Below are 2,434 nucleotides of genomic sequence, written 5' to 3' on the forward strand. Positions count from 1 at the left end.
TCGACGTCTCGGAACGAGTCTATGGACATCACCGGCATGTTGGTCATGCCCAGTTCCTCACCCTGGTAGATGTAGGGTGTGCCGCGATGCAGATGCAGGACGGCGGCCAAGGCAGTGGCCGACTCGTACCAGTAATCACGATCGTCGCCGAACCTGGACACGACGCGCGGTTGATCGTGGTTCGACCAGTAAAGACTGTTCCACCCGCTGGGCCCGAGCGACTCCTGCCACGCGCCCAGCGAGCGCTTGATCTGCAGGACTGATGCGGGACGCGGGTTCCACCGCTCACCAACATGGTCGAGATCCATGTGCTCGAACTGGAACACCATGTTGAGCTGCCCTGATTGGGCATCGGTGAACCGCATCGCTTGGTCACGCGTTACACCCGGCATCTCGCCGACGGTCATGACCGTGTCGGGTCGGCCATCGAGCACCGACCTCTTCATATCGCTAAGAAACTCCTCGAGGCGTGGTCCGCAGTTGACATGGGGAAGCGGATCTCCCCAGCCGGCTGGGTTCGCTACGCCGTCCGGGAGGTCGGGCTGCTTGGATATGAAGTTGATGACATCGAAGCGAAAGGCGTCGACGCCACGCTCGAGCCACCAGCGCATCATCGTGAAGAGCGCTGTCCGAACAGCTGGGCTCTCCCAGTTGAGGTCCGGCTGCTTCCTGGAAAAGAGGTGCAGGTAGTACTGCCTTCGTCGAGGCTCCCATTGCCAGGCAGACCCCCCGAAGAAGGATCCCCAGTTGTTCGGCTCCGCTCCGCGTTCGCCGGCCAAGGTTTCCGGCTTCGGGTCGCGCCAGATGTACCAGTCCGACCTAGGGCCGTGACGGCCGGCGCGTGACTGGCTGAACCACGGATGCTCGTCCGAGGTGTGGTTCAGGACCATGTCCATCATGAGTCGGAGCCCTCGCGAGTGGAGCTTGGTCACGAGCTCGTCGAAGTCCTGCATGCTCCCGAACTGGGGGTCGATCGTCTGGTAGTCACTGATGTCATAGCCGTTGTCATCCTGGGGGGACTGGTACACGGGCGACAGCCACACGACATTGGCGCCGAGGTCGACGATGTGGTCGAGCCTGTCAATCAGTCCGCGCAAGTCGCCCACGCCATCCCCATCGGTGTCGGCGAAGCTGCGCACGTACACCTGGTACACGACGGCCTCCCTCCACCACTCCCGCGGGGGCCCGCCATCCGAGTCGACGGGACCGGGCTTCGCTGCGCCTTCGGCTTTTACGTCGGTCATCCCTTCACCCCGCTTGAGGCAATGCTGTTGATGAAGGACCGTTGGAAGAATAGGAACATGAGGATAACCGGCATTACGATGATCGACGCGTAGGCCATCACTTGCCCCCACGCCACCTTGAGCTGGAAGAAGTAATCCATGCCGACATTGAGCGGACGTAGTTCTTCGGTTTGGACCGTCATTAGAGGCCATAGGTACTGGTTCCACGCCGGAAGGAATGTCAGAATCGCTGCCGTCGCGAAGACGGGACCAGAGAGCGGGACAACCACCCTGCGATAGATCGTCCACCACCCCGCCCCGTCGATCCTCGCGGCTTCGTCCAGCTCGACGGGGATGGAGGTGAAGTACTGCCGGAAGAGGAAGATGGAGAAGGCGTTTGCGATGAATGGGATCACCTGGACGTAGTACGTATCCAACCAGTTCGTCGTGATCACCGGGACCCACCCGTCGAAGGTGAGAGTCGGGAGCTTGGTTGCTTCGTAGAGCAGTGGAATAGCAATCGCGTCGAAAGGGACGATCAGAGTGGAGAGGATCAGTGCCAGCACCATACTGCGGCCGCGCCATCTCATTCTCGCGAGTGCGAAACCAATCATGCTGTTGACGACGAGGCCGAGCCCGACGGTGCACAATGAGACGACCAGACTGTTGATCAAGAACCGACCGACCGGAACGGCATCCACGACCCCTCGGTAGTTGTCGAGGCTTAGGTGGCCGACTGGAAGGAACGCACGCACGCTCCCCATGTCGCTGAATATCTGGTCGTCGGCCTTGAAGCTCGACACGAACATGAAGACGATCGGGAAGACGAAGAAGATCGCCAAGACCACCATCGGTACATACAGCGCGGGGCTCGCGTGACCGCGTCGGCTGGGCAGGGTCATGCCGCTGACCCCCTTCGTCGCCATGACAGTGATTGAAGCAGGGAGATCGCCAGCACGAGAAGGAAGAAGATCAGCGAGAGGGCTGCCCCGTAACCCACGTTTTGCTGACGGTAAGCCATCCGCACCGCGTGAAATATGATCGTCGAGGTTGAGTTCAGCGGTCCCCCATCGGTCATGATGTTGATTTGTGCGAAAACACCCAGGGCGCCGATCGTCTCAGTCACGACCACCACTACCAGTGTGGGCCGCAACCCCGGCCAGGTCACGTTCCAGAACTTCTGCCAGGTGCTGGCACCGTCGATGCTTGCG

3 protein-coding genes are annotated in these 2,434 nt (G+C 60.8%); all 3 read right to left on the reverse strand.

All coding sequences use genetic code 11. The annotated features are described in order from the left end of the window. A partial coding sequence (locus ACPYOM_RS21650; RefSeq protein ID WP_481347536.1) for an alpha-glucosidase occupies window positions 1-1,154 on the reverse strand: 1,154 nt, incomplete at its 3' end. An 86-nt stretch (window positions 1,155-1,240) separates the two neighbouring features. After that, entirely contained in the window at window positions 1,241-2,125 is an 885-nt protein-coding gene (locus tag ACPYOM_RS21655; protein ID WP_481347538.1) for a carbohydrate ABC transporter permease, read from the reverse strand. After that, the coding region (locus tag ACPYOM_RS21660) for a carbohydrate ABC transporter permease (RefSeq protein ID WP_481347537.1) at window positions 2,122-2,434 on the reverse strand (313 nt) is incomplete at its 5' end. The genes ACPYOM_RS21655 and ACPYOM_RS21660, both read right to left, overlap by 4 nt.

This window comes from Monashia sp. HAY1-2A (genome assembly GCF_056755315.1).